The 25,288-nt window shown below is 72.5% G+C and carries 19 protein-coding genes and 1 pseudogene; 6 read left to right on the plus strand and 14 right to left on the minus strand.

The features are described 5' to 3' along the window. Window positions 1–339: 339 nt before the first annotated feature. Window positions 340–1,318 (minus strand): annotated as a pseudogene (locus IXW69_RS11975) (IS30 family transposase); the annotation flags it as partial. A 512-nt stretch (window positions 1,319–1,830) separates the two neighbouring features. On the opposite strand from IXW69_RS11975, the gene IXW69_RS02455 reads away from it, so the two are divergent. Next, the gene (locus IXW69_RS02455) at window positions 1,831–2,607 is read left to right on the plus strand and encodes a DeoR/GlpR family DNA-binding transcription regulator (RefSeq protein WP_194784816.1); all 777 of its coding nucleotides are present in this window, start codon (window positions 1,831–1,833) and stop codon (window positions 2,605–2,607) included. 75 nt (window positions 2,608–2,682) lie between these two features. Here the strand turns inward: IXW69_RS02455 and IXW69_RS02460 are convergent, their stop codons facing one another. The 7 genes from IXW69_RS02460 to IXW69_RS02490 all read right to left on the minus strand — a co-directional run bounded on the left by IXW69_RS02460 (window position 2,683) and on the right by IXW69_RS02490 (window position 11,555). Continuing rightward, window positions 2,683–3,165, minus strand: a complete 483-nt coding sequence (locus IXW69_RS02460; protein ID WP_194784817.1) for a glutathione peroxidase — start codon at window positions 3,163–3,165, stop codon at window positions 2,683–2,685. After that, a complete protein-coding gene (locus tag IXW69_RS02465) occupies window positions 3,162–4,475 on the minus strand; it encodes a glutamate-5-semialdehyde dehydrogenase (RefSeq protein ID WP_194784818.1) in 1,314 nt (437 codons plus the stop codon). The genes IXW69_RS02460 and IXW69_RS02465 overlap by 4 nt, the downstream gene beginning before the upstream one ends. Window positions 4,476–4,664: 189 nt before the next feature. After that, window positions 4,665–5,798, minus strand: a complete 1,134-nt coding sequence (gene proB, locus IXW69_RS02470) for a glutamate 5-kinase (protein ID WP_194784819.1) — start codon at window positions 5,796–5,798, stop codon at window positions 4,665–4,667. After that, the gene (gene obgE / locus IXW69_RS02475) at window positions 5,795–7,369 is read right to left on the minus strand and encodes a GTPase ObgE (RefSeq protein ID WP_194784820.1); all 1,575 of its coding nucleotides are present in this window, start codon (window positions 7,367–7,369) and stop codon (window positions 5,795–5,797) included. Before obgE ends, proB begins: the two co-directional genes overlap by 4 nt. Window positions 7,370–7,508: 139 nt before the next feature. Continuing rightward, entirely contained in the window at window positions 7,509–7,766 is a 258-nt protein-coding gene (gene rpmA / locus IXW69_RS02480) for a 50S ribosomal protein L27 (protein ID WP_194784821.1), read from the minus strand. Window positions 7,767–7,816: 50 nt separating this feature from the next. Continuing rightward, window positions 7,817–8,137, minus strand: coding sequence for a 50S ribosomal protein L21 (gene rplU / locus IXW69_RS02485; RefSeq protein WP_067943661.1), 321 nt, complete (start codon window positions 8,135–8,137; stop codon window positions 7,817–7,819). Window positions 8,138–8,342: 205 nt separating this feature from the next. After that, a complete protein-coding gene (locus tag IXW69_RS02490) occupies window positions 8,343–11,555 on the minus strand; it encodes an Rne/Rng family ribonuclease (protein WP_194784822.1) in 3,213 nt (1,070 codons plus the stop codon). Window positions 11,556–12,064: 509 nt separating this feature from the next. On the opposite strand from IXW69_RS02490, the gene IXW69_RS02495 reads away from it, so the two are divergent. The 5 genes from IXW69_RS02495 to IXW69_RS02515 all read left to right on the plus strand — a co-directional run bounded on the left by IXW69_RS02495 (window position 12,065) and on the right by IXW69_RS02515 (window position 20,575). Then, window positions 12,065–13,573 (plus strand): cytochrome ubiquinol oxidase subunit I, encoded by a 1,509-nt coding sequence (locus IXW69_RS02495; RefSeq protein ID WP_194784823.1) that lies wholly within the window; start codon window positions 12,065–12,067, stop codon window positions 13,571–13,573. A gap of 20 nt (window positions 13,574–13,593) precedes the next feature. Continuing rightward, window positions 13,594–14,727: a cytochrome d ubiquinol oxidase subunit II gene (gene cydB / locus IXW69_RS02500; protein ID WP_194784824.1), complete on the plus strand. Its 1,134-nt coding sequence runs from the start codon at window positions 13,594–13,596 to the stop codon at window positions 14,725–14,727. A gap of 248 nt (window positions 14,728–14,975) precedes the next feature. Continuing rightward, the gene (gene cydD / locus IXW69_RS02505; protein ID WP_194784825.1) at window positions 14,976–16,796 is read left to right on the plus strand and encodes a thiol reductant ABC exporter subunit CydD; all 1,821 of its coding nucleotides are present in this window, start codon (window positions 14,976–14,978) and stop codon (window positions 16,794–16,796) included. Next, complete coding sequence (gene cydC / locus IXW69_RS02510) at window positions 16,793–18,601, plus strand: thiol reductant ABC exporter subunit CydC (protein WP_194784826.1); 1,809 nt, start codon at window positions 16,793–16,795, stop codon at window positions 18,599–18,601. Before cydD ends, cydC begins: the two co-directional genes overlap by 4 nt. 3 nt (window positions 18,602–18,604) lie before the next feature. Continuing rightward, entirely contained in the window at window positions 18,605–20,575 is a 1,971-nt protein-coding gene (locus tag IXW69_RS02515; RefSeq protein ID WP_194784827.1) for a GAF domain-containing sensor histidine kinase, read from the plus strand. A gap of 92 nt (window positions 20,576–20,667) precedes the next feature. Here the strand turns inward: IXW69_RS02515 and IXW69_RS02520 are convergent, their stop codons facing one another. The 6 genes from IXW69_RS02520 to coaD form a co-directional block, all read right to left on the minus strand. Continuing rightward, window positions 20,668–21,321 (minus strand): response regulator, encoded by a 654-nt coding sequence (locus tag IXW69_RS02520; RefSeq protein WP_067943670.1) that lies wholly within the window; start codon window positions 21,319–21,321, stop codon window positions 20,668–20,670. A 140-nt stretch (window positions 21,322–21,461) separates the two neighbouring features. Next, window positions 21,462–22,514 carry a bifunctional DNA-formamidopyrimidine glycosylase/DNA-(apurinic or apyrimidinic site) lyase gene (mutM, locus tag IXW69_RS02525; RefSeq protein ID WP_194784828.1) on the minus strand — a complete coding sequence of 351 codons (1,053 nt, stop codon included), beginning with the start codon at window positions 22,512–22,514 and terminating at the stop codon, window positions 21,462–21,464. 7 nt (window positions 22,515–22,521) lie between these two features. Next, window positions 22,522–23,319, minus strand: coding sequence for a ribonuclease III (rnc, locus tag IXW69_RS02530; RefSeq protein ID WP_194784829.1), 798 nt, complete (start codon window positions 23,317–23,319; stop codon window positions 22,522–22,524). After that, window positions 23,319–23,915 (minus strand): YceD family protein, encoded by a 597-nt coding sequence (locus tag IXW69_RS02535; RefSeq protein WP_194784830.1) that lies wholly within the window; start codon window positions 23,913–23,915, stop codon window positions 23,319–23,321. Before IXW69_RS02535 ends, rnc begins: the two co-directional genes overlap by 1 nt. A gap of 129 nt (window positions 23,916–24,044) precedes the next feature. Continuing rightward, window positions 24,045–24,656 carry an ATPase gene (locus IXW69_RS02540; RefSeq protein WP_323745131.1) on the minus strand — a complete coding sequence of 204 codons (612 nt, stop codon included), beginning with the start codon at window positions 24,654–24,656 and terminating at the stop codon, window positions 24,045–24,047. 47 nt (window positions 24,657–24,703) lie between these two features. Next, window positions 24,704–25,186: a pantetheine-phosphate adenylyltransferase gene (coaD, locus tag IXW69_RS02545; RefSeq protein WP_194784831.1), complete on the minus strand. Its 483-nt coding sequence runs from the start codon at window positions 25,184–25,186 to the stop codon at window positions 24,704–24,706. Window positions 25,187–25,288 lie beyond the last annotated feature (102 nt).

Consider the following 25,288-nt stretch of genomic DNA (forward strand, 5'->3'; position numbering starts at 1 on the left):
CCGCCTCGTGCAAGGCCAGGCCACCAACGGCTGGAAGCAGGCCCTCGCCCAGCTCACCGCCGCCTACCCCGACCGCATCAACCCCTACCTCTGACAACCCCACTTACACAAAAACCTTGACAGGCTCCAGCCTCGAGCGGCTGGTCCCGCACCCACGTTACGAAAGGACTCGAGTCTCGGTCCGTTCCCCTGATCAGCGGTGAACCAGCAGCCCTGCGGCGGCCGGTGACAACACCCCCCGGATCATTGTGAAGACAGGGGCAAGACATCATGCCGACCACCGCTGGCCCGGCCACCGGCATCCCTACACCGGCAACCACCAACAAGGTAACGGGCACTGAAGTAGACCTGGACGCCTGTGTCCAGCGTGAAGGAGCGGTGCAGTGCCATCTCCGTACCCTGGTCCCAGGTCAGGGACCTTCGCAGGTGCTCAGGCAGGGCGGACATTGTTCTGACCTGCGCGTCGCGGACCGTGACGATGTCGTGGACCCACCTGGCAGGTGAGCGAGCATCACGTACCTGGTGGAGCGCTCCACGCGCGTGGCGATCGCCCAGGCGTTGTTTTTGCCGATGATCAGGTCGCCCTCCCAGTGGCCCGGCACCGCCCTGTCCTCCACACTCGCGGGTCGCTGGCTGATGTTGATCATCTCGTCGACGAACCTGTGGGTGCGTCGGGTCGGGTCCTTGTGGAGGTGGCGTCGCACCCGCCCAGTTCGCAGGGCAGCGGCAACCTCCCGCCTCACGCCCCGCGGGCCTGGACGTAGATCGCCTGGTAGATCGTCTCGGTGCTCACGCGCATGCTCTCGTCGTCGGGGTACTCGCGAACGATCGCATGATGGATCTGCTCAGGCGACCACTGCAGCCCCAGGCGCTCGACCACGACGTCGCGCAGGGGCCCTGGGGCGACGAGCTTGGCGGCCTTGGGACGACGCCGGGACACGACCCAGGCGCGCTGCGCCTGGTAGGGGCGGTAGTACCCGTCGGCGCCACCGTGATGGTCGATCTCCCTCTTGACGGTCGAGGCCGGCCGGCCCAGCGCCCGAGCGATGGCCCGCAAGGACTCGCCCTCGCGGCGCATGTCGGCGATCGTCTCGCGCTCGAGAAGGGTCAGGAACCGGCGATGCAACGGCCGGGTCAGGGCCTCGGCACTCAGCGGTGAGGACGTCATGCCCACCATGGTGACGCGCCCGCCGGCCGAATCCGCCCTCCGGAGGTCAAGGTAGAGACGCACTCCGTGGCTCTTGCGCACGCCCAGGTCTCAGTCCCGGGCCGTGCGCACGTTGACGCCCACGGTCCTGGCCGCTCGGGCCCGGGGCACGCCATCCTGACGCAACTGCTCGTACTCGCCACGCCGGGGATGAGGACGGGACGGAGCCGTTCCCGTGCCGCTCACGCCCGCCTTGCGCGCCCACCCGTACGCCGTGTTCTCGTTGACCCCCACACGCCGGGCGGCCAAGCGGATAACCCCCTCGCAGCGGTCCAGCTCAACGAACAACCTCTCCTTATCCGACAACGACACGATCCTCGCAACCCCTTCCAGGTAGAAAGCGTTGCGAGGACCGCTAGAACCCGCCCTCACGAGTGTGTGCTCCCAGGGCACGGTCTCGTGGGCAAAGGCGCGGTCTCGACGTCGCGCGGACCGCTCAGCCCGCGGTGCGCGGTCTCGACGCCCTGCTGACCGCTCTGCGGGGACTCGACGGCGCGTCGGTCTCCCCGCACAGCATCAGCGTCATCTGGCCCGCTCGCCTCGGGCAGGCAGCGGCGGTGCCCTATGCTGGCCGAGCCCGACACCGGCGCTCACGCTGGGGCCACCGAGCGGGAAGGCACCCGATGAACCGTCATGACAGGCTCTCCGCCATCCTCGGCATGGTCGTGGAGGCGGGCGGCGTCTCCGTCGCCGAGATCGTGGACCGCCTCGGGGTCTCCCCCGCGACGGCACGGCGGGACCTGGACCGCCTCGCCGAGCAGCAGCTCGTCATCCGGACACGCGGTGGTGCCTCCGCCAACCCCTCGTCGGCCGAGCTCCCGCTGCGGTACCGGACCACGCGCATGGGCGACGAGAAGACACGGATCGCACGGGCCGCGGCCGCACTCGTCTCCCCCGGGGACACGGTCGGGCTCAACGGTGGCACCACGACGACCGAGGTGGCCCGGGAGATCGCGCTCCTGCCGGCTCTGGGGACTCCGACGGCACCGGTCACCGTCGTGACGAACGCGGTCAACATCGCCTCGGAGCTCACGGTGAGGCAGGGCGTGCGTGTCGTCGTCACGGGCGGCGTGGCGCGCTCGCGCTCCTACGAGCTGACGGGCCCGCTCTCCGAGCTCATCCTGCCGTCGATCTCCGTGGGAACGCTCTTCCTCGGGGCCGAGGGCCTCGACGGCCGGGCGGCCTACGCGCAGCACGAGGGCGAGGCCGCGGTCAACGGAGCCTTCGTGCGGGCGGCGCGACGCGTCGTCGCCGTCGTTGATTCCAGCAAGCTCGGTCAGCAGGCCTTCGCGGTCATCTGCGAGACCAGCGCCATCGACCTGCTCCTCACGGACGAGGGCGCGACCGAGGCGCAGCTGGCACCGCTCCGCGCCGCCGGCGTCGAGATCAGGACGGTCTGAGCCCGGGGTCGCGGAGACCGGGCCGCCTCGTACCTCGGCGGGACGGAGCCGCGCGGCCGGACGCGCGAGCGCTCGTCAGGCCCACAGGGCGGCGTCGATGGCCCTGCGCAGGCGCTCGGGCGCCGTCGTCGGCGCGAAGCGGGACAGCACCCGTCCGTCCCGCGAGATGAGGAACTTCGTGTAGTTCCACCGGATCGCGGAGCTCGCGCGGCCGGGCTTCTCGTGCTGCATCCACTGCCACAGCGGGTGAGCGAAGGGGCCGTTGACCTCGACCTTGGCGAAGAGCGGGAAGGTGATCCCGTAGCGGTCCTGGCAGACGGACTCGACCTGCGCGTTGGATCCCGGCTCCTCGTGGAGGAACTGGTTGCACGGGAAGCCCAGCACGACGACGCCCCTGTCGGCGTAGTCACGCCAGAGCCGCTCGAACCCCCGCAGCTGGAAGACGAGTGGGCAGCGCGTCGCTGTGTTCGTCACGATGACGGTCTTGCCGCGGAACTCCTCCATCGACAGGGGAGTCCCGTCGATGGTGTTGGCGGTGAAGTCGTAGAAGCTGGTCACGGCCGCACGTGTCCTTCCCCCTCGACGAGCCACGAGGTCGTTGTCAGGGCGCTGAGTCCCATGGGGCCCCGGGCGTGGAGCTTCTGGGTGGAGATGCCGAGCTCGGCGCCGAGGCCGAGCTGACCCCCGTCGGTGAAGCGTGTCGAGGCGTTGACCATGATGGCGGCGGAGTCCACGAGGGAGGCGAAGCGGTTGATGACGCGCACGTCGGTCGCCAGGACCGCCTCGGTGTGGCCGGTCGAGTACCGGGCGATGTGCTCGATGGCGTCGTCGGCGTCGTCGACGACGCGGACCGCCAGGTCGAGGCTGCCGTACTCGGTGGCCCAGTCCTTCTCGGTGGCCGGGACGAGGAGGTCCTCGTGGCCGGTCTCCGCCGCGGGGGCGGTGAGGACGGCACGGGCGGCGTCGTCGGCGTGGAGCGTCGTGCCCTTCTCCCAGAGGGCGGCGGCCGCCACGGGCAGGTACTCCTCAGCGACGTCGCGGTGGACGAGGAGGGTCTCGGCGGCGTTGCACACGCCGACGCGCTGGGTCTTGGCGTTGACGATGATGGCGACGGCGTCGTCCACGTCCGCGGAGGCGTCGACGTAGACGTGGCAGTTCCCGGAGCCGGTCTCGATGACGGGCACCGATGACTGCTCGACGACGGCCCTGATGAGCCCGGCGCCGCCGCGGGGCACGAGGACGTCGACGAGCCCGCGGGCCTGCATGAGGGCTGTCGCCCCCGCACGCCCGGCCGGGTCGATGGTGGCGACGAGGTCCGCGGGGAGCCCGACGTCCTCGAGGGCGGCGCGCAGGACGTCGACGATGGCCGCGTTGGAGGACTCCGCGGCGCTGCCGCCCCGCAGGAGGACGGCGTTCCCGGACTTGAGGGTGAGGGCGGCGACGTCGACGGTGACGTTGGGGCGGGCCTCGTAGATCATGCCGACGACGCCGAGGGGGACGCGACGGCGGCGCACGCGCAGCCCGTTGGGGAGGGTCTGCCCGTCGACGACCTCGCCCACCGGGTCGGGAAGGGAGGCAACCTCGCGGACGGCCTCGGCGATGGCGGCGACGCGCTCGGGCGTGAGCGTGAGGCGGTCGACGAGCCCCTCCTTCATCCCGGCGGCGCGGGCGCGCTCGAGGTCCTCAGCGTTCGCCGCGACGACGCGCTCCGTGGCGGCCTCGAGGGCGTCGGCGAGAGCGCCGAGAGCGGCGTCCTTCATGTCGCGCGTGGCGACGGCGACGGCACGCTGCGCGGCGCGGGCCCGCACGGCGAGGGCCTCGACGTACGCGGTCGCGTCGCTGGGATCGGGGAGGGTGGTCACGGACATGGGCCCATGCTAGGGCCCGCCCCCGAGGGCTGGGACGACGGTCATACTGCGGACGCCGCACCACCCGGGCGCGGACGGCCCTGCCCTCAGACGCCTGCGCAGGTCATGGTCGGTCCTCGCCGGCCGACCGCGGCTCGGCGGCGTCGCGAGCGTCACGGTCACGATCCGGTGACGGCGGAGCGCCGGGCGCTACTCCCCCGCGGTCCGGGGCAGCTCAGCGAGGTCATCCCGGTGGACGACGGGAGCGACGTGATCAGGTGCGGGACGCCCGGCGGCGCGCGCCGCGAGCACCTCGGCGAGGTCCGCCGCCGAGTACCGGCAGATCCCGCGCGCCACGGTCCGCTCGGGGCCGACGACCTCGACGACGGAGCCGGACTCGAAGTCCCCGTCCACGCCGATGACGCCGGGCAGGAGGAGCGACTTCTTGCCCACGGTGACGGCGCGGGCCGCCCCGGCGTCGACGAGGACGCGGCCCTCGGGCTGCGAGGCGTGGGCCATCCAGAGACGGCGGCTCGGGCGGTGCGGCCCCGTCGGGAGGAACCAGGTGCCCAGCTCCGCCGGGACCTCGGGACCGCCGAGGAGGCGCGGGGCGTCGTCGGCCGAGGCGATGATCGTCGCCGTCCCGGAGGCGCCCGCGATAGCCGCGGCCTGCGCCTTCGTGCGCATCCCACCGGTGCCGAGCGCGCTGCCACGCCCCGAGACGTTGACCCGCTCGAGGTCCCCGGGGCCGGAGACGAGGCGGACGGGGCGAGCCCCGGGGTTGCCGGGCCGGTCGGTCCACATGCCGTCGACGTCGGTGAAGAGCACGAGGACGTCGGCGGTGACGAGGTGCGCGACGAGGGCGGCGAGGTGGTCGTTGTCGCCGAGGTTGAACTCGGTCGTGGCCACGGCGTCGTTCTCGTTGACGATGGGGACGGCACCCATGGACAGCAGAGCGGCGAAGGTGGAGCGCACCGTGCGGTAGTGGTGCCGCACGGCGACGTCCTGGGCCGTGAGCAGCACCTGCGCGGTCACGACGCCGTAGGCGCTCATCGCGGTCTCCCACCGGGAGACGAGGCGTCCCTGACCGACCGAGGCGGCCGCCTGGAGCAGGCGCAGCTCGCCGGGGCGCTCGTCGAGCCCGAGGGCCGGAAGACCGGCGGCGACGGCGCCCGAGGAGACGAGGACGACCTCGTGGCCCCGGCGCTTAAGGCCCGCGATGAGGCGGGCGAGGATGTCGATGCGGTTGAGGTTGAGCCCGCCGTCAGGCCGCGTCAGGGAGGACGAGCCGACCTTGAGGACGACGCGCGCCCCCGCCGACAGCGCCGCGGGCCGCTCGGTCACTGCGCGTCCTCGTCCCAGCCGGCGTCGGTCCACAGACCCTCGGCCGCCTCCTCGCGCAGCTCCTGGCGGGCAGCCTCCTTGGCGTCCATGCGGTCGTGGTACTGCGCGCGACGCTCGGCGTTGGTGCGGCGGCGGTAGTCCTCGACGCGGGTGTCGGTGCCGCGGGCCCCGAGCAGCTCGGCGCCGGTGGAGACGGTCGGCTCCCAGGAGAACATGACACCGCCCTCGAGGTCGCCGATGAGGACCGCGTCGCCGGCGTGGGCGCCGGCCTTGACGAGCTCGTCCTCGACGCCGGCGGTGGCGAGGCGGTCGGCGAGGTAGCCGACGGCCTCGTTGTTGCCGAAGTCGGTCTGGAGGACCCACTCCTCGGGCTTCTCGCCGCGGACCTGGTAGACAAGGCCCTCCGTGGGATGGTGGACGGCACGGACGCTGGCAACGGGCTCGCCCTTGCGACGGCCGACCGAGGCAGGGCGGATGACGGGCCGTGCCTCCTGCTCGGCGGCCTCCGCGGCCTCGGCGGCCTTGCGGGCGGCCTCAACGCGCTCGGCGAGGGCGAAGGAGAAGGGGCGCAGGCCGGTGTGGGCGACGGCGGAGACCTCGAAGACCGGAAGGCCCCGGGCCTCGACGTCGGCGCGCACGAACTCGGCGAGCTCAGCCGCCTCAGGGACGTCGACCTTGTTGAGGACGACGACACGGGGCCGTTCCATGAGGGGCACGCGGCCGGTGACGGAGGGATCGTCCTCGGTGTCGCCGAGGCGCTCGGAGTAGGCGGCGAGCTCGGCCTCGATCGTGTCGAGGTCGGAGAGCGGGTCGCGTCCCGGCTCGAGCGTCGCGCAGTCGAGGACGTGAACGATGACGCTCGTGCGCTCGATGTGCCGGAGGAACTCCAGGCCGAGCCCCTTGCCCTCGGAGGCGCCCGGGATGAGACCGGGTACGTCGGCGATCGTGTACCGGGTGGAGCCCGCCTCGACGACCCCGAGGTTCGGCACGAGGGTGGTGAAGGGGTAGTCGGCGATCTTCGGGCGCGCGGCGCTCATCGCCGCGATGAGGGAGGACTTGCCGGCGCTCGGGTAGCCGACGAGGGCGACGTCGGCGATCGTCTTGAGCTCGAGGGTGACGTCGTGGGCCTGTCCGGGCAGTCCCAGGAGGTGGAAGCCCGGCGCGCGGCGCTTGGAGGAGGCGAGCGAGAAGTTGCCGCGTCCGCCGGTGCCACCGCGGGCGATGACGACGCTCGCGTCGGGCTCGATGAGGTCGGCGATGACGGTGCCGTCCTCGTCCTTGACGACGGTGCCCTGCGGGACGGGCAGGACGAGGTCCTTGCCGTCCACCCCGCGGCGCCAGTCGCCCATGCCGGGGGTGCCCTTGCCGGCAACCTGGTGCGGTGAGCGGTGGTAGGTGAGCAGGGTCGTCACCTGGGGGTCGACGGTGAGGACGACGTCGCCCCCGTGACCGCCGTCGCCGCCGTCAGGGCCCGCGAGGGGCTTGAACTTCTCCCGGTGGATGGAGGTGCAGCCGTTGCCGCCGTCGCCGCCGGCGACGTGGAGGACCACTCGGTCGATGAAGCTGGGCATGAGCGTCCTCCTGGACGTGGGTGGTCGGTGGCGGTCGGTGCGTCCGGGACACCCTGGTGCTCACCAGTGCCCGGACGCGGCGCGAGGGCGGACGGCCGAAGCCGTTCGCCCTCGCGTGGTGATGCTTGCGCGGTGAGGCTCAGGCCTCAGCGAGCACGACGTTGACGACCTTGCGGCCGTGGCGCGTGCCGAACTCGACGCTGCCGTCGGCGGTGGCGAACAGGGTGTCGTCCTTGCCGCGGCTCACGTTGTTGCCGGGGTGGAAGTGGGTGCCGCGCTGACGGACGATGATCTCGCCGGCGCCGACGAACTGGCCGCCGAAGCGCTTGACGCCGAGGCGCTGCGCGTTCGAGTCACGGCCGTTGCGGGAGGAACCAAGACCCTTCTTGTGTGCCATGGTGAGGCTTCTTTCTCTCGAGCGATGCGTTCAGGATGCCGCGAGGGCGGTCACTTGATCGCGGTGACCTTGACGGCCGTGAGCTTGGCGCGGTGACCCTGGCGCTTGCGGAAGCCCGTCTTGTTCTTGAACTTGAGGATGTTGATCTTGGGGCCCTTCTCGTCGCCGACGATCTCGGCGGTGACGGAGGCCTTGGCCAGGTCGGCAGCGGCGGTGGTCACCTTGTCGCCGTCCACCAGCACGACGGGGGCGAGGGAGACCTCGTCGCCGATCTTGCCGGCAAGCTTGTCGACAACCACGACGTCGCCGACGGAGACCTTCTCCTGACGGCCGCCGGCCTTGACGATCGCGTAGACCACTTGGATGCTCAATTCTGTCGTATCTTCGGACGCTCTCCTCCGGGCTCCTCACTCTGGGCGGGAGGACGGGAGGGCTGTCTCCTGGGCTGCGGTGCAAGAACGCACCGGCGGACCACTTTATGCGATCGACACCGTGGGACCAACCCGGCTCCCGGGCCGCCACCTGTGTTCTTCCGCACGGCGGCGGCGCAAACCGCCGCCGTGCGGAGTCACGGCGTCACTCACCCGCGGGATCCTCCGCGGCAGGAGCGGCCTCATCAGTCACAGGCGCCTCTGAGGCCTCGTCGGAGGGCTCGGACGGCCCGGAGCCGGCGTCGTCCTTCTCCCCCGCCTCGGAGTCCGCCTGGGCGACCGCGTCAGCCTCAGGGTCCGCCACGCCCTCGGCGGACTCGGGCCGCACGGGATCGTCGGCCACCTGCTCGACCTGCTCCTTGTGGGCCTGCTCAGCGGCGGCGGCGATCTGGGCCAGGGAGCGGCGCACGGCCTCGCGGGTCGCGTCGTCCTGCTCATCGACCGAGACCTCGGCGCTCTCCTTGTCCGCGGCCTCTGAGCCCTTGCCGCCCTTTCCGCCCTTGCGGGACCCGGATCGCTCCTGGCCGGACTGGCCGCCCTTGCCGCGCCCGCGACCACGGCCGGAGCCTGATCCGCGCGAGGCGGAGGCCGACATGTCGACCTGCTGGTTCTCCACGGGGTTCTCGTGGACGATGAACCCGCGGCCGCCGCACTCCTCGCACTGCGTGGAGAAGGCCTCCACGAGGCCCTGCCCGACGCGCTTGCGGGTCATCTGGACCAGGCCGAGGCTCGTGACCTCGGTGACCTGGTGCCGGGTGCGGTCACGGCCGAGGCACTCGACCAGACGGCGCAGGACGAGGTCGCGGTTCGACTCGAGGACCATGTCGACGAAGTCGATGACGACCATGCCGCCGATGTCGCGCAGGCGCAGCTGCCGGACGATCTCCTCAGCCGCCTCGATGTTGTTGCGGGTGACGGTCTCCTCGAGCGTGCCGCCGGCGCCGGTGAAGCGGCCGGTGTTGACGTCGATGACGGTCATGGCCTCGGTGCGGTCGATGATGAGCGTGCCGCCGCTGGGCAGCCAGACCTTGCGGTCGAAGCCCTTGGCGAGCTGCTCGTCGACCCGGCGGGCGGTGAAGACGTCCTCAGCGCTCACCCAGTGCTCGAGGCGCTCGGCCAGGTCGGGGCTCACGTCGGTGACGTACTGGCTGATCGTCTTCCAGGCGTCGGGCCCCTGGACGATGAGCTTGCGGAAGTCCTCGTTGAAGACGTCGCGGACGACGCGCACGGCGAGCTCGGGCTCGCCCTTGAGGAGGACCGGCGCCTTGCCGGAGCCCTTGAGCACGGAGCTCGCCTTCTTGTCGATCGACTCCCACTGCTTGGCGAGCCGGTCGACGTCGGACTTGAGCTGCTCCTCGGTGGCGCCCTCGGCGGCGGTGCGCACGATGACGCCGGCGTCGTCGGGCACGATCCGCTTGAGGATCTTCTTGAGGCGGGTGCGCTCGGTGTCGGGCAGCTTGCGGGAGATGCCCGTCATGGAGCCGCCCGGGACGAGGACGAGGTAGCGGCCGGCGAGCGTGATCTGGCTCGTGAGACGCGCACCCTTGTGACCGATCGGGTCCTTGGTGACCTGGACGAGGACGGTGTCACCGCTCTTGAGGGCGTCCTCGATGCGGCGAGGCTTGCCCTCCATGCCGGCGGCGTCCCAGTTGACCTCACCGGCGTAGAGGACGGCGTTGCGCCCCTTGCCGAGGTCGACGAAGGCGGCCTCCATCGAGGGCAGGACGTTCTGGACGCGCCCGACGTAGACATTGCCGACCAGGGAGGTCTGGGTGTGGCGGGCGACGTAGTGCTCGACGAGCAGCCCGTCCTCGAGGACGGCGATCTGGTTGAGGCCGTCCTGCTCGCGCACGATCATCTCGCGGTCGACGCTCTCGCGGCGGGCGAGGAACTCGGCCTCGGTGACGATCGGGCGACGGCGACCGGCGGCGCGACCCTCACGACGACGCTGGCGCTTGGCCTCGAGACGGGTCGAGCCCTTGAGTGCAGTGACCTCGTCGCGGACGTCGCGGCCCTCGCGGCCCGAGTCGGACCGGGAGCGCGAGCGACGACGGCGCCGGCGCGAGGAGCTCGAGGAGCCGCCCTGGTCGCCGGAGTCCTCAGAGGCGTCGGCACCGTCGTCCGAGGCGTCGGAGTCGGAGTCGGAACCGGCGGAGTCGTCGGAGTCGGCAGAGGACTCGTCCGAGGGGCGGTCGTCGCCGCGCGAGCGGGAGCGCCGACCACGGCCGCCGCGGCGGCGCTTGCGGCGGCCGGAGCCGCTCTCCTGGGCGTCGTCGGCGCCGTCCGCGTCAGACTCCTCAGAGGCCTCGTCGTCCTCGTCATCCGCGGAGGCGTTCTCAGCTGGCTCCTCCTGCGCCTCGGCCGAGCCGCCGGAGCGCGGCTTGCGCCGACGGCGGCCGCGTCCCTTGGACGAGCCCTCCCCCTCGGAGCTCCCCTCGGCCTCCTCGGCGTCATCCGCGGCAGTGGTCTCCGCAGCCTCCTCGACGTGCTCGGGCGCGGCGGCCTCAGCCGTGGCCTTCCGGCGACGGCGGCCGCGCGACCTGGGCTCCGTCTCCTCGTCATCCGTCTCGGTCGCGTTCTCACGCGCGGTCGACACTTTCTCGCCAGACGTCTTGCGCGAGGATCGGCGCGCACGCTTCGATGCAGTCTCGTCCTTCTCGTCCTCCTGGCCGGCACCGGCCCCGAAGGAGGACTGGACAGCCGCGGGCGCAGCCTTCGGGCTGCCGCTGGCGGCGGTGACGCGGCGCCGTCGCCGCGCGCGAGCCGGGTCGGGCGCCTGGAACAGAAGCGAGGCGGCCGGGAGGACGGGCCCGTCCTCATCAGCCGTGTCAGGCTCGTCGTCGACCCCGCCGTCGACGCCCACCTCCTCCGCGTCCTCGTCGTCGACGGATGCGGCGTCCGCCGCCTCAGGGCTCTCGGCGTACGCGGTGGCGTCGACGGCGCTGCCACCGTCGGCGTTACCGTCGTTGGGAGCCTCCGCCTGAGTCACCTCGGCGGCGGCCAGGACGGGGTGCGCCTCAGCGGGCGCAGCCGTCTGCGGCGCGGCCTGTGCGGCCGTCGCGCGACGGCGACGCTTGGGGCGGCCAGGAGCGGTCGGCTCGGGCTCCACCTGGACGGCGGCCCCGCTCTCGTTCGCGGAGGTCTCCCCGACCTGCGCCGGAGTGAGTTCGGCGGCCGGAGCCTCTGGAGCCTTCTCCGGTGCGGACTGGCTCGCGGTCGCCTTGCGGCGGCGGCTCCGGGGCCGCCCCTCGGTCTGCTGCCCGGGGCCGCCCGGCTCGGCAGCAGGCCCGGACGCCTCCCCAGCAGGTGAGACCTGCTCGTTCTCAGGCGTGTTGTCGGTCGTCGTGTCGTTCGTCATGGTGCGTCGCACTCTCCGAGCGCCCTGCCACCGCCGTACCCGCGGCGCGTTGGGCGCGCTCTCGCTCCCCGCGCAGCGGGAAGCAGGAAAAGTCTGTGTGTGCGCCTGAGGGCGCCGGCCCCGGCGGCCTGACTCACGAGGCGGGACCGCGGCGACGCTCGTCACGGAGACGGCGGCGCAAGTTCCCGGACGGGTCGGCGTCGGAGTTCGGACACCGAGTGCCGGTACGAGGCGCTCGGGGCCGGGACGAGTATCCCACACGGGGATCGGACCTCGCCGCTCGCGGGCTCGTCGGCGGGTCTCATCTCGCCAGGGGCGTACGGGACTGAAGTCCTAGTTGAGGGCCTGCACGACCACTGAGTCGACGCTCACACCCGCGAATTCACCCGTCGCCGGAGGTTCTTACAGGGCGTCGCTTTACCTGCACGAATAGACTCCGCGTATCCCTCCGCGAGCACCCTCGCGGAAGTTCCTATGATTCTCATCATTCCTTTCGAAAGGTGGCGCTGATGGTCATCGCACCGATGGCGCTGGACTCCCTCGACCTTGCTCGGTGGCAGTTCGGCATCACGACCGTCTACCACTTCATCCTGGTCCCGCTGACGATCGGTCTCGCACCCCTCGTCGCCCTGATGGAGACGAACTACAACCGCACCGGCAACGAGCAGTGGAAGGTCGCGACGAAGTTCTTCGGCAAGATCCTCCTCATCAACTTCGCGCTCGGCGTCGCGACCGGCATCGTGCAGGAGTTCCAGTTCGGCATGAACTGGTCCGAGTACTCACGCTTCGTCGGCAACATCTTCGGCGCCCCCCTCGCCTTCGAGGCCCTCCTCGCCTTCTTCATGGAGTCCACCTTCCTGGGCCTGTGGATCTTCGGCTGGGACCGTCTGTCCGCCAAGATGCACAACGCCTGCATGTGGCTCGTCGCGATCGGCACCCAGTTCTCCGCGCTGTTCATCCTCGCGGCCAACTCCTGGATGCAGCACCCGGTCGGCGCCGTCCTCAACGAGACCACCGGCCGCGCCGAGCTCGACGGCGTCTCGGGCTTCCTCGCCGTGCTGTCCAACTCGCTCCTGTGGACGACCTTCTTCCACACCATCTTCTCCTCGCTGCTCACCGCGGGCGCCGTCATCGTCGGCGTCTCCGTGTGGTGGATGGTCAAGGCCTCCGACGCCGGCCAGCACTTCGAGGCGCGCGAGCTGTGGCGCCGCCTCGCCAAGTTCGGCGCCGTCACCATGATCATCGGCGGCCTCGTCGTCGCCGGCTCCGGCCACATCATGGGCCAGATCATGACCCGCGAGCAGCCCGGCAAGATGGCCGCCGCCGAGGCCCTGTGCGACTCCGAGTCCGGCGCGGGCTTCACCGCGATGGCCTTCGGCGACTGCGACTCCGGCGTCACCAAGGTCATCACCGTCCCGAAGGTCTACTCCTTCATGGCGAAGAACGACCCCAACGCCGAGGTCATGGGCGTGCACCAGGCCCAGCAGATGTACGCGGACCGCTACGGCTCGCTCGTCGGCGCGGACAACACCTTCACCCCGAACGTCATGGTGACCTTCTGGTCCTTCCGCCTCATGATCGGTCTGGGCATGCTCTCGCTCCTGCTCGGACTCGTCGTGCTGTTGGCCATCCGCAAGGACAAGGTCCTCACCGCCCGCGGCTGGCGCGGCTGGGCGATCGGCACCATGTGGCTGCCCTTCATCGGCATCTCCTTCGGCTGGATCTTCACGGAGATGGGCCGTCAGCCCTTCATCGTCGCCCCGAACCTCTCCGACCCCGTCTCGCAGGTGCTCATGCTCACCTCCGACGGCGTCTCCACCGTCGTCGCCTCCGGCACCGTCCTGGCCTCGATGGTCATCTTCACGCTCCTGTACGCCGCCCTCGGCGTCGTCTGGTTCGTCCTGGAGCGCCGCTACATCCGTGAGGGCGTCCGCACGCAGACCGCCGAGACCGTGGCCGCCAAGAAGCGCGCCAAGGTCGAGGGCACTGAAGCGCCGGTCCTCTCCTTCCAGTACTGAGTCGGAAGAAGGAACACACCATGACTCTCTCCATCCTCTGGCTCATCCTCATCGCGGTCCTGTGGACCGGCTACCTCACCCTCGAGGGCTTCGACTTCGGCGTCGGCATGCTCCTCCACGTCCTCGGCAAGGACGAGCGCGACCGCCGCTCGATGATGCAGGCCATCGGCCCGCACTGGGACGGCAACGAGGTCTGGCTCCTCACCGCTGGAGGCGCCACCTTCGCCGCCTTCCCCGAGTGGTACGGCACCCTCTTCTCCGGCGCCTACGTCGCCCTCTTCCTCATCCTCCTGTGCCTCATCGTGCGCGTGTGCGCCATCGAGTGGCGCAGCAAGATCAACGACCAGGCCTGGCGCGACCGCTGGGACTGGATCCACACCGTCGTCGCCTGGATCCCCTCCATCGTGTGGGGCGTCGCCTTCGCGAACATGGTCCAGGGCATGAAGATCGAGGTCGTCATGACCAAGACCGGTGAGGTCGTCCCGGCCTCCCAGGTCGCGTCCGACTCCCTCATGGCCGGCGCCTCGAACCAGCTCACCGGCGGGTTCTGGAGCCTCCTGACCCCCTTCACGATCGTGGGCGGCATCGTCACCTGCACGCTGTTCCTCACGCACGGCGCGCTCTTCATCGCCCTCAAGACCGAGGGCGATCTCCACGAGCGAGCCCTGGGCTTCGCCAAGAAGTCCGGCATCGTCTCCACGGCCGTCACCGCCGTGTGGGCCCTGTGGGCACAGCTCGCCTACTCCCCCAACGGCCTGTCCTGGCTGCCCCTCGTCATCACGGCCGTCGCGCTCATCGCCTCCCTGGCCGTGACCTACCAGGACCGCGAGGGACTCGCCTTCGGGCTCCACTTCGCGGGCATCGCGGGCGCCGTCGCCTTCATCTTCTCGACGATGGCCCCCGACGTCATGCGCTCCTCCATCGACCCGGCCTACTCGCTCACCTACGAGCAGGCGGCCTCGACGGACACGACGCTTATCATCATGACCGTCGCCGCGATCATCTTCGTCCCCGTCGTGCTCTTCTACACGATCTGGGGCTACAAGGTCTTCGCCCGCCGCATCAACCCCGCCAAGGTCAACCCCGCCGAGGGCGGTCTCGACCCGAGGCGTGTTCGCGACTCGGCCCAGCCCGAGGCCGCGATCGGCTACTGACGCCTCGAGGGCGCCCCACGAGGACGCCTCTCGTCAGGACCTGCTGAGGGCCCGTCCCGCCGACCGGTGGGACGGGCCCTCGCCCGTCCCGCCGACCGGCGCAGGAGCTCTCGTGGCACGGCGACGCCGAGCGCGGGACGCCCTCTGCCGTCGGCGCTGTCCGCCCACCGGAGCCAACCGGGAGAAATGAGGCGCGAGGCACGTCGTCGCTGGCGGGAACGCGGTTCGGGCGCGCATATCCTGACGAGGTGAAGCCACTCGATCCCCGGCTGATGCGCCACGCGCGCGCGGCCAGGCGCTACATCATCATCACGGCCGTCACGGGGACGCTGACCGCCCTGCTCGTCATCGCGCAGGCCTTCCTCATCTCGCGCTCCGTCTCTCCGGTCGTCGGCCGCACCGCCACCTGGACGACGGTCCGTCCGCTCGTCATCGCGCTCGCCGCCGTCGTGCTCGGACGAGTCGTCGTGCTCTACGTCCAGGAGGCCCTCGCGCACCGGGCCGCCATCGAGACCACCACCGACCTTCGCAAGCAGGTCCTCTCCCACGCCGCTTCCCTCGGCCCCCGCTGGCAGGCCGTGCACGGCGCCGACACCGCCACCCTGCTGACCCGAGGCCTCGACGACTTCGAGCCCTACTTCACGCGCTACCTGCCACAGCTTCTGCTCGCCGCCACGGTCACGCCGCTCACGGGCCTCGTCATGCTCACCCAGGACGTCCCCTCCACGATCGCCGTGGCCTGCACCATCCCCCTCATCCCGATCTTCATGATCTTCATCGGGCGCCTCACCCAGCGGCACTCCGCCGACCGCCTCGTCGCCATGGAGAAGCTCGGCGGGCAGGTCCTCGACCTCCTCGCCGGCCTGCCCACCCTCCAGGCCCTCGGACGCGAGGCGGGCCCCGCCCGGCGCGTCAAGGAGCTCGGCCGGGCCTACAACCGGACCACGATGTCCACCCTGCGCGTCGCCTTCCTCTCCGGGGCCGTCCTGGAGTTCATCACCACCCTGTCGGTCGCGATCATCGCCGTCGAGATCGGCTTCCGACTCATCTTCGGGAAGATGGGGCTTGAGACGGGCCTCTTCGTCCTCATGATCGCTCCCGAGGTCTACGCGCCCCTGCGTCAGGTCGGCTTCCAGTTCCACGCCTCCGCCAACGGCGTCGCCGCCGCCAACGCCGTCTTCGAGGTCCTCGAGACCCCGCTGCCCGAGCACGGTAGCTCCCCCGCACCCGACCTGTCCCGCTCGACGATCCGCGTCGAGGAGCTCTCCGTCGCCGCCCGCGGCGCGTGGGCGCCGCACGCGCTCACCGCGGAGATCCGCCCCGGCCGCCTCGTCGCCCTCACGGGCGCCTCGGGCGCCGGCAAGACGACGACGACCCAGGTCCTGCTCGGTCTCCTGCCCGCAGAGCACGGCCGCGTGCTCGTCGTCCCCGAGGACGGCGAGCCCGTCGACCTCGCGACCCTCACCGCCGAGTCGTGGTGGGAACAGATCTCCTGGGTTCCCCAGCGCCCCGTCCTCGTCCCCGGCACGGCCCTGAGCAACGTCCTCGGGGAGGACGCCGCCCAGGAGCCCGGCGCCGCCTTCTCCCCCGCCCTCGCCGCCGCCGCGAGGGCCACCGGCTTCGACGAGGTCCTCGCGGTCCTCCCCGCCGGCTGGGACACGCCCGTCGGTCAGGGCGGCGTCGGCCTCTCCGTCGGCCAGCGCCAGCGCCTCGCCCTCACACGGGCCCTCGTCGCCACCACGCCGCTCATCGTCCTCGACGAGCCCACCGCCCACCTCGACGCGGCCAGCGAGACCCACGTCCTCGACGGCGTCGCCGCGCTGCGCGAGGCCGGACGCACCGTCCTCGTCATCGCCCACCGGGCCTCCCTCATCGCGATGGCCGACGACGTCGTCACCGTCACCTCGGCGCCCGCCCCGGAGCTCCTGCCGACCGACGCGGACGGCGAGGACGCCCCGGCCCTGGCGGCCGCAGCCGCAGGGGTCCCGAGCGAGCCCCCGCTGCTCGACGAGCCCCCCACCGATGCTCCCGCGGCCACCGACGCGACCGACGAGGAGGCCGCCCAGTGAGCGCCCTGACCCCCACCGAGCGCCGTGCCCTGCGTCGCGCCGTCCAGCTCCTCGACCTCGACCGCGGCCGCTTCGCCGCCTCCGTCGCCCTCGGCGCCCTCGGGCTCCTCAGCGCGCTCGGCCTGTCCGGCGTCGCCGCCTGGATGATCGCCCGCGCCTCCCAGATGCCCGACGTCATCGCGCTCGGCGTCGCGCCTGTCATGGTGCGCCTCTTCGGCATCTCACGGTCCGTGCTGCGCTACTGCGAGCGCCTCGTCTCCCACGACACGGCCCTGCGGGGCATGAACGCCCTGCGCACCCACCTCTACGAGATCCTCGCCGGCTCGCGCACGGACACCGTCGCGGGCCTGCGCCGCGGCGACGTCCTCGCCCGTGTCGGCGCCGACGTCGACTCCGTCGGCGACCTGGTCGTGCGCTCGTACCTCCCGATGGCGGTCGCCGGCAGCGTCGGCCTGCTCACTGCCGTCGGCGTCGGGATCGTCTACTGGCCCGCCGGTCTCATCCTCGGCCTGTGCCTCCTCCTGTCCGGCGTCGGCGGCCCGCTCATCACGATGCGCTCCGCCCGAGCTGCCGAGCTCGCCCGCCAGGAGCAGGCTACGGACCTGTCCGCGACGGTCCTGACCGCCCTCGACGGCGGCTCCGAGCTCTCCGTCTCGGGTCGCATGCCCCGCGTCATGGAGTCCCTCGCGGGCGTCGAGCACCACCTCGCCACGACTCGCGACCGTGCCGCCCGACCCGCAGCGGCCGCGGCCGCCATCGACGTCCTCGCCATGGGCCTGTCCGTCCTCGGCAGCCTCGTCGTCGGCGTGCCCGCCGTGACGAGCGGACGCATCGGCGAGGTCTGGCTCGCCGTCATCGTCCTCGTGCCCCTGTCGGCCTTCGAGGCCACGGCCAACCTCGGCCCCGCCTCGGTCCAGCTCATCAAGTCCGCCGGCGCCGCCGTGCGCATCGTCGAGCTCGTCGACCGGGCCGAGGCCTCCGCCGCGGAGGTCCCCGAGCGCCAGGAGCTGCCGGCACCCGCAGACGGTGGCCCCCGCCTGCGCGCCCGCGGCCTCGCCGTCGGCTGGCCCGGCGGCCCGGTCGTCGCCGAGGGCATCGACCTCGACCTCGCCCCCGGCGACCGCCTCGCCGTCGTCGGTCCCTCGGGCATCGGCAAGACGACCCTCCTGCTCACCCTCGCCGGGCTCCTCGAGCCCAAGGCCGGCGAGCTGACTCTCGACGGCGTCAGTCCCTGGACCGGTGAGCGCACCGCAGTGGCCGCCCGCGTCACCCTCACGGCCGAGGACGCCCACGTCTTCGACACGAGCGTCCTGGAGAACCTGCGCGTCGCCCGAGGCGCCCTCGGGGCAGCGGAGGCCACGGAGCTCCTCGAGCGCGCGGGCCTGGGCACCTGGCTCTCCTCCCTGCCCGGGGGGCTCGACACACCGCTCGGCTTCGACGGCACGACCGTCTCCGGTGGCGAACGGCGCCGTCTCCTCCTGGCCCGGGCGCTCGCCGCTCCGGCCCCCCTCATGCTGCTCGACGAGCCCGGCGAGCACCTCGACGCCGAGACCGCGGACCGGCTCGTCGGCGACCTCCTCGACGCGGGCCTCGCGCAGGACCCGACGGCGCGCCGGGGCGTCCTGCTCGTCACCCACCGGCTCTCCGCCCTCGCCCACGCTGACGAGGTCCTCATGGTCGGCCGCCCGGAGGCGGGACGGCCCGCCACTGTCCTGCGCCGGGGCTCCCACGCGGACCTCGCCGCCACTGACGCGGGATACCGTTGGTCACTGGAGCAGGAGGAGAACGAGCACCAGGAGGCCTGAGGCATGCGCCAGCCGAGCGCCACGAGCCGGTCCGCGGAGTCCGGGCAGCGGGGCCCGTCAGCGGGTCCCACCCCCGACGACCCGGCCGGGATCGGCTCCCTGGCCTACGCCGTCCACGCGGAGCAGCTCGCCTCCACGCGCAGCGCCGCCTCGGGTCCCGCCACGGGGTCGCAGAGCGCCGCCGCGCTCCTCGAGGCGGCCCTGCGCCTCACGTCATCGCTCGAGGTGCCCGAGGCCCTGCGCCGCCTCGTCTCCTCCGCCTGCTCGATCACGGGGGCCGCCTGGGGCACGATCGCCGTGCGCCACCAGGCCGACGTCGCCGTCGACCCGTCAGCCCCCTTCTCGGCCGGCTCGGCCACGACCGACACGGACTCCCTCCGCGAGATGCTCGACGGCGCCGTGCCGGCGGGCCCCGCGGAGGGCGGCGTCGTCATCGCCAACGATCTCGGCACGGCCTCGGCCTTCACCGGCGCCATCGAGGGCGAGGCCTCCGGCTCGCTCCTGTCCGCCCCGCTCAGGGTCCACGGCCAGGTCTACGGCCGCCTCTACCTGTGCGACAAGGAGGGCGGCTTCGGCCAGGACGACGTCACGACCGTCCTCACCCTCGCGGAGGCCGCCGCGCTCGCCGTCGAGAACGCCCGCCTGTACCGCGAGGCCCGGGACCGCGAGCAGTGGATGAGCGTCTCCCAGGAGCTCACGACGCTCCTGCTCTCGGGCGCTGAGGAGGACGACGCCCTCACGCTCATCGCCCGCCGCGTCCGCGAGGTCGCGCACGCCTCGACGAGCGTCCTCGTCCTGCCGAGCGTCGGGGACACCTGGGTCTGCGAGATCGCGGACGGCGAGCGCGCCGACGAGCTCGTCGGCGTCCCCTTTCCGCGGGACGGGCGAGCCCTGACCACGCTGGACCATCAGTCCGGGTTCGTCGTGCCGTCGCTCCACGCCGCCTGGGGAGCGGATGATCTCAAGGTGCCCGCGCTGTCGGTCTTCGGGCCGGCGCTGTACGCCCCAATGATCCATCGCGGTCGCGGGGTCGGCGTCATGCTGCTCATGCGTGAGGTCGGTGCCCCCGCCTTCACCGAGAAGGACCTCGAGATCGCCGAGCTCGTCGCCGGGCAGGCGACGATGGCCTTCGAGCTCGCCGACGCCCAGCACGCCGAGGAGATGGCCACCCTCCTGGACGAGCGCGCACGCATCGGCCGCGACCTGCACGACCTCGCCATCCAGCAGCTCTTCGCCACGGGAATGCAGATCACTGCTGCGAAGCAGCGCCTGCGGGACCGCGCTCCGGACGAGCCCCTCGACGTCGACGCCGTGTGCGCCGCGCTGGACTCCTCGCTCGCGGCCGTCGACGACTCCGTGAGCCAGATCCGCTCCATCGTCCGCTCCCTGCGGGACCGCGACGAGGACGTGAGCGTCGTCGAGCGCCTCCGGCGCGAGGCCTCCCTGGCACGCACGTCGCTGGGGTACGCACCCTCCCTCATGCTCTCGGTCGACGGGCGGGACGTCTCGGCCGCTGCGGAGCGGGACGCCGAGGACGAGCTCATCGACGCGGTCGACGCCGCCGTCGACCCCGACGTCGCCGACGACATGGTCGCGGTCGTCCGCGAGGGGCTGTCCAACATCGCCCGGCACGCGCACGCCTCGTCCGCCACCGTCGACATCCTCCTCACCGGCGTCCTCCCGGGCGGATCGGTCCTCGCGGACGTCGACGCCGGGGAGGCCGCTGCCGCCACCGACGTGGAGGGCTCCCTCGGTCCGGCCGCGCACCCGGTCGTCGAGGTCGTCTGCCGGGACGACGGCGTCGGCGTCGACCCCCGCGTGACGCGCCGATCGGGGACGGCGAACATGGCCGAGCGCGCCCGGCGGCACGGAGGAACCTTCGTCATCGGACCGCGTGCCCACTCGGACGGCGAGCGCCGCGGCACCTGCTTCACCTGGCGGGTACCGCTCGACACCGCCGGCCGCCGAGGCTGAAGGATGACGGCTCGGGCTGGAGCCGCAGGATGAGACGAGGGCCTCCACCCCTGCGGGTGGAGACCCTCGTCGTGCTCGGGCGTGCGACCGGCTCAGCCGTTGCGCCAGCCGGAGGCGCGCTGCCCGGCGACCCAGGCGGCCACCTGGGTGCGCCGCTGGAGGCCCATCTTGGCCAGGAGCGAAGTGATGTGGTTCTTGACGGTCTTCTCGGCGACGCCGAGGCGCTCGCCGATCTCGCGGTTGGACAGGCCGTCGCCGATGAGCTCGAGGACCTTGCGCTCCGCGTTCGTGAGGTCGGCGGTGGGGTCGTCGTGGTCGGCGCGACGACGCGTCACGGTGCGCTCGTCGAGGAGGACCCGACCCGAGGCGACGGCCTTGACGACGTCGGAGATCTCGGCGCCGTGGACGGTCTTGAGGAGGTAGGCCCGGGCACCGGCGTCGAGGGCCTCAGCGAGCGCCTCGTCGTCGTCGAAGGAGGTGAGGACGATCGGCAGGGCGTTCGGGACGGAGTCGTGGAGCTCGCGCATGAGCTCGATCCCGGTGCCGTCAGGGAGCTGCAGGTCGACGAGGACGACGTCGGGGCGGACGAGCTCGGCCCGGCGAACGGCCTCCGCGCGGGAGCCGGCCTCAGCCACGACGTCGAGGCCGTCAGCCCGGTCGATGATCTCGGCGATACCGCGGCGGACGATCTCGTGATCGTCCACGATCATGACGCGGACGTTCTCAGCACTCGTGGGGCTCGGCATGAGGATGAGGGTAGCAGCGCCACGGACCTTCGTCACAAATTCGGCGTCCTGACGCCGTTTCGGGACGGGCCGGAAGGCCGTCCTGCTACTCGGTTGCCAGAGGCGCGCACAGCCCTCTGTGCGGGGCCCGGCCCCGTGGGTCAGCGTCGCCGCACGCGAGGTCGGGTCTGGCACCGGGGGCAGGAGGTGTGGGAACGTGCCGCGATGACCTCGCGGCGCAGCGGGGCCTCGCACCGGAGGCAGGGCTCGCCCGCCCTTCCGTAGACCGCCAGGGAGCGCGCGAAGTAGCCGGGCGCCCCGTCCGCGTCGACGTAGAGGGCGTCGAAGCTGGTGCCGCCGACGGCCAGGGCCCGCTCCATGACGGCGGCGGTCTCGCTCAGGAGACGGGACACCACGCGCGGCCCGAGCTCGCAGCCGGCGCGCAGCCCGTGGAGGCGCGCGCCCCACAGTCCCTCGTCGGCGTAGATGTTGCCGACGCCCGAGACGACGCCCTGATCCATGAGGATCGTCTTGACGGCCCGTCGCGAGGAACGGATCCGGTTGACGACGGCGGCACGGTCGAGCTGCGGGTCGAGGAGGTCCCGGGCTAGGCCGGTGGCGTCGGCGGGCAGGAGAGGCTCGGGCGATCCCGCTCCCCCGGGCGCGCCGTCCGCGGTCGGCACGAGGTCGGTGAGGTGGAGGCCGCCGAGCATGCGCTGGTCGACGAGGTCGAGGAGGACGGCATCGCCCGGGTCGCCCGGGAGCGCCGAGAGGTGGAGGCGGACGCGCAGGTGCCGGGGCCGCTGCGAGAGGTCGCGCACGAGCGTGGGGGCCCGTGTGGCCGAGAGGTCGACGGCGGGCGCCTCCGGGTCGGCGAGGAGGGCGCTGCCGGCGCCGCTGCCGTCGGGGGCACCGTCTGCGCCGGCAGCCGCCCGGTCCGGGACCGGTGCGGTGCCCCGCACGAGGAGCTGACCGGACATGCCCAGGTGCGCCGACAGGGCCCTGCCGTCGTCCAGGGGCAGCCACATGCGCTTGCCCCGCCGAACCGCCGCGGTGAGCGTGCGGCCGGTGAGCTCGTCCACGAAGGCCTGGGCGCCGCCGGCCTGGCGGCGCAGGGGCCGGGCGTCGAGGACCTCGACGCGGTCGACGCGGCGGCCCGTGAGGTGGCGCGCCAGCCCGGCACGGACCGCCTCGACCTCCGGCAGCTCGGGCACGGCGCCCTCAGGCCCCGCGCGTGAGGTCGGCGCGCAGCGCCTCGTTGACACCCGGGAGGCTGAGTCCGCCGTCGCCGAGCTCAGCGAGGATCGTGGCGTAGGCGGCCTCGGCGGCATCGTGCTCCGCGGTCTTCTTCGAGGAGCCGGTGCCCTCGCCCCGCACGGTCCCGTCGACGACGGCTCGGGCGGTGAAGACGCGCTGGTGGTCCGGGCCGACGCCCTCGACCTCGTAGGAGGGGTTGCCGAGGCGGTGCGCGGCGGCGAGCTCCTGGAGGCTCGTCTTCCAGTCGAGACCCGCGCCGCGGGTGCGGGCGGCGGTGAGGAAGCGGGCGACGAGCCGCTCGACGACGGCCCGGGAGGGCTCGAGGCCCTGCGTGAGGTAGGTGGCGCCGATGAGGGCCTCGACCGTGTCGGAGAGGATCGAGTCCTTGTCCCGGCCGCCGGAGAGCGCCTCCCCCTTGCCGAGGTGGATGAACTCTCCCAGGCCCAGGTCGCGGGCGATCTCGGCGAGGGCCGGCTCGGAGACGGTGGCGGCGCGCATCTTGGCGAGCTGCCCCTCGGGCAGGTCCGGGTTGTCGGTGTAGAGGCGCTCGGTGACGACGATCTGGAGGACGGCGTCGCCGAGGAACTCGAGGCGCTCGTTGGTGGGCAGGCCGCCGTGCTCGTGCGCGTAGGAGCGGTGGGTGAGGGCGAGGTCGAGGAGCTCGGGCTCCACGGAGCAGCCCCAGCGGTAGACGAGGACCTCCGTGTCGGTGCGGGCTGGCTCGGCCTCGCGGCGCGCGGACCTGCGGCTGCTGCTCGCCATCAGGCACGAGCCCCCGCACCCGGCTCGTCGGAGCCGTCACCGTCGTCGGCGGTGCCGGCGTCGCCCTTGAGGAGGCCGGCCAGGGCGTTCCAGCGCGGGTCGAGGTGGTCGTGGTGGTGGTCGGCCGGAAGGTCGTCGAGGCGCTCGCCGCAGTCGGGGCACAGCCCACGGCAGTCCGGGCGGCACAGGGGACGGAAGGGCAGGTCGAGGACGAGCGCGTCGCGCAGCGCGGGCTCGAGGTCGATCGTCGTCTCCCCCACGAGGAAGAGGTCCTCGGCCTCCTCGTCGCCCTCAGCGGCCTGGGCATTGGCGGCCTCGGGCAGGAAGTACATCTCGTCGAAGGAGACGGTGCGGTCGTCATCGAGGTCGCGCAGGCAGCGGACGCACTCGCCGTGGACGTGGAGGTCGGCGCGTCCTCGGGCCAGGACGCCGTCGTCGACGGAGACGAGCTGGGCGTCGAGGACGAGCGGGCTGTCCGCCGGCACGCCGATGACCTCGGTGCCGAGGTCGACCGGGGCGGGCGTCTCGACGTGGACGTCCTTGAAGGAGCCGGCCTTCTGGGGGAGGTCGGCGATGTCGACGACGAGTCCGGGCATGGGTCCCTCCTGATGGGATCGGTGTGGCTGCGGGGCGGGGCGCCCGTCGGCTCGGGGCCGTCTGCTCGGCCGGGCGGTGCGCCCCCGCGGTGGTGCGGCACGCGCCCCCCAGGGGCGCGAGCCGGTGTCTCAGTCCTGCTGACCGGCGGGATCGACGGACCAGCCCGGGAAGCGGCGCTGGAGGTCGGGCGAGGGCTGGGCCGGGCGGGCGGCGGAGGCCGCGGAGCCGGAGCCCTGGTCGTCGTGCTCGTCGGTGGTCTCGCGGGTCTCGGTGAGTCGCGGCGCGAGCGCCTCGCGGCCGTGGCGGACCTGCTCGGCGATCTTGGCGAGCTCCTTCTCGAGGCCCTCGAGGGAGCGGTCGGAGTACTGGTCGGCACCGGCGCGCAGCCGGGCGGCCTTCTCCTCGGCGTCGGCGACGATGCGGTCGGCGCGCTCGTGGGCGGCGCGGACGACGGCCTCGTTGGAGACGAGGCGGTCGGCCTCCTCCTGCGCGCGGGCGATGAGGCGGTCGGACTCGGCGCGGCCGTCGGCGACGACGGAGTCGGCACCGGCGACGATGTCCTCCGCGCGGTGGACGGTGTCCGGGACGGCCTGGCGGGCGCGGTCGATGAGGTCGAGGGCCTCGTCGCGGTTGACGATGGCGGAGGCGCTCATCGGCATGGAGCGCGCGGTGGCGATGAGCTCGTCGAGCTCGTCGAGGATGGACAGGAGGTCGTCGCCGGCGTCGGGGGTGGTGGTCACGAGTGGTCCTTCCGAAGGTGGGGGCTGTGCGGGCTGTGGGCGGGGCGTCAGGCGCCGAGGGTCTCGGTGAGGGCGGTGAGGACGCCGGCGGGAACGAGGCCGGAGACGTCGCCGCCGTGGCGGGCGACGTCCTTGACGAGCGAGGAGGAGACGTGGGCGTGCGCGGGAGCGGCCACGAGGAAGACCGTCTCCGGAGCGCCGAGGTCGCGGTTGAGGAGGGCCATGGGGACCTCGGCGTCGAGGTCCGTGCCGGAGCGCAGGCCCTTGACGACGGCGGTGGCGCCGGCCTCGCGGCAGTAGTCGGCGAGGAGACCGGGGACGACGTCGACCCGGGCACCGGGCAGGTCCGCGAGCGCCTCACGGGCGAGGGCCACGCGGCGCTCGGCGGTGAAGAGGTGGTTGCCGGACTTGGCGGCGTTCTGGGCGACGCCGAGGACGACCTCGTCGAAGACGCTGAGGGCTCGGCGGACGACGTCGACGTGCCCGAGGGTGATCGGGTCGAAGGTTCCGGGGTACACGGCGAGCGTCATGAGTCCCAGGGTATCGACGAGCGAGCCGGGCGTGCCACACGCCGGGCGCGTCGGGCGCAGTGACGCGCGCCGCGAACGCGACCGGCGGCGAGGGACCCGCGC

The sequence above is a fragment of the Actinomyces haliotis genome, from assembly GCF_015355765.1.
Classification (GTDB): Bacteria; Actinomycetota; Actinomycetes; order Actinomycetales; family Actinomycetaceae; genus Actinomyces; species Actinomyces haliotis.

Bases quoted from the DNA above. Each gene is read 5' to 3' on its own strand.
- IXW69_RS02455 (WP_194784816.1), top strand. From the start codon at position 1,831: ATGAACCGTCATGACAGGCTCTCCGCCATCCTCGGCATGGTCGTGGAG.
- IXW69_RS02465 (WP_194784818.1), bottom strand. From the start codon at position 4,475: ATGTCCGTGACCACCCTCCCCGATCCCAGCGACGCGACCGCGTACGTC.
- obgE (WP_194784820.1), bottom strand. From the start codon at position 7,369: ATGCCCAGCTTCATCGACCGAGTGGTCCTCCACGTCGCCGGCGGCGAC.
- rpmA (WP_194784821.1), bottom strand. From the start codon at position 7,766: ATGGCACACAAGAAGGGTCTTGGTTCCTCCCGCAACGGCCGTGACTCG.
- IXW69_RS02490 (WP_194784822.1), bottom strand. From the start codon at position 11,555: ATGACGAACGACACGACGACCGACAACACGCCTGAGAACGAGCAGGTC.
- IXW69_RS02495 (WP_194784823.1), top strand. From the start codon at position 12,065: ATGGTCATCGCACCGATGGCGCTGGACTCCCTCGACCTTGCTCGGTGG.
- cydB (WP_194784824.1), top strand. From the start codon at position 13,594: ATGACTCTCTCCATCCTCTGGCTCATCCTCATCGCGGTCCTGTGGACC.
- IXW69_RS02515 (WP_194784827.1), top strand. From the start codon at position 18,605: ATGCGCCAGCCGAGCGCCACGAGCCGGTCCGCGGAGTCCGGGCAGCGG.
- IXW69_RS02520 (WP_067943670.1), bottom strand. From the start codon at position 21,321: ATGCCGAGCCCCACGAGTGCTGAGAACGTCCGCGTCATGATCGTGGAC.
- rnc (WP_194784829.1), bottom strand. From the start codon at position 23,319: ATGGCGAGCAGCAGCCGCAGGTCCGCGCGCCGCGAGGCCGAGCCAGCC.
- IXW69_RS02535 (WP_194784830.1), bottom strand. From the start codon at position 23,915: ATGCCCGGACTCGTCGTCGACATCGCCGACCTCCCCCAGAAGGCCGGC.
- coaD (WP_194784831.1), bottom strand. From the start codon at position 25,186: ATGACGCTCGCCGTGTACCCCGGAACCTTCGACCCGATCACCCTCGGG.